The sequence below is a fragment of the Vibrio sp. 10N.247.310.17 genome (genome assembly GCF_041466605.1).
GTDB classification, from domain to species: Bacteria; Pseudomonadota; Gammaproteobacteria; order Enterobacterales; family Vibrionaceae; genus Vibrio; species Vibrio tasmaniensis_A.
Map to the genome: position 1 here is coordinate 1 of NZ_JBFSTC010000215.1, position 1,593 is coordinate 1,593.

1 protein-coding gene is annotated in these 1,593 nt (G+C 46.6%); it reads right to left on the bottom strand.

The features are described from left to right. A partial coding sequence (gene mobF, locus AB6D80_RS24940) for a MobF family relaxase (RefSeq protein ID WP_371729371.1) occupies positions 1 to 1,593 on the bottom strand: 1,593 nt, incomplete at both ends.

Below are 1,593 nucleotides of genomic sequence, written 5' to 3' on the forward strand. Positions count from 1 at the left end.
TTTGATACAGCGAGATAGCGTTATTGGCTTTAAATCCCTGACGGCTTGATACGCGGTTAAGCATCACTACTTTACTGCTCGATTGTTTGGCTTTATCGGTGAGGGCTAACAATTCATTCGCGCTCATCTTATTGGCGTCATCAATGAGCAAGACGTCTTTATTGGTCAGCGGCGTATCGCTTTGCAATAAGCTGTGGGTGGTGTGGCGCTGCTCTGGTGAGAAGGTATTGGCTATCCACGCGCCAAGCGTTTTGCTTTGTCGCTGTAGGCTCTCCATCCCTTCCGCTTTTGTTTTGGCGCTTTGTGAGACGAACTGGACGCGTTTACCACTGTGATTGCCTACATTGAGTAGCAGTTGCGCAATATCTTGTGATGAGCCGTGTACATTGACCACATGGAACTGTTTGGTGGATTGGTACAGGTCGGTCAAGATGCGCTGCTGGTTTTCAGGGATAGCGAGCTTGTTGAGCGTGTTCGATTCAACGTGGGTACGCATGTGATGTGCCCGTCCTTGTGTGCTGTCGATAAGCGCTTTCTCGTTATCAATTAAGCCTTTGGTGGTGTATTGCCCTTTCTCTCCTAAAGGTATGAGTGTGCCATTTTTAATCCATTCATCGGCGATGGTTTTTACTTCAATGGCATTGGCTTGAATACCCCCTTTGGTAAAGTCAGAAACGGCCAATTCAACGACTTTTTCCAAGCGAAGGGCTGTATTGTTTTGTTCAAGATGAGAAACAGCTCGTGCCAGGGCTTCTTGAGCGATTAAGGCTGGCTGAAATTCTTGTTTAGTGAATTGTTGTGCATTCTTTACCAACTCTTCGGGCTTGTACCCCATATCTTTAATTTGTTGCTGCCACTTTGTGGTGAGCTCACCGGTGCTCAGGTAAGTTTTACTTTTGCGTGTATCAAGTGCTGCCATATCCCTTGCTGCTTGTGTGTCTCCAAAGTTTAAGGCTTGTTGGTTGATTTGCTGCGTTCGAGTGGAAGAGTTTTCGATGAGAGGTTGCGGTACACCAGATATGTCTATCTGTCCATTGCCTAGCCCATGGGTTTGATATCCAATGCCTTCAACGTCATGCGCTATTTTGCTGTGAAATAACGCCGTGTAATATTTTTGGAAGTTATAGATGCGCTCGCCAGTCCCGTTAATCACGCCCCCTTTTTGCTTAATGGTTGAAGCGAGTGAGCGAAGTTGTCCATCCTGATCTCGTGTCATATTTGGCGCTAATAAGTGGTAATGAAGCTGCATGTCGTTTTCACGGCTGGTCTTATGGCCAATAGCTGCGAAAATCATGTTACCTGTATTGATGTATTCACGTTCCCCTTCTTTATTGGTTGACGTGACTTGTGCGGTGTCTTTTTCAATTTCATCGGCGACAAACTTAACGGCGTCCTTGAGTATGCCGAGTAAGCGCATATCACCACCACCTAATGCTGCAATGGAGAAGCCTTTAGATACGGACAAAGTCAGATCTAAACCGCATTTATGGTTATCTCGTTTCCCTTTAATGGTTTCATCCCCAAGGTTGCCAGAGAGCACCGATTCTAGGGTGGCTTGCTCTACGGGTTTACCCGCCAGTCCCGCTTCGATGG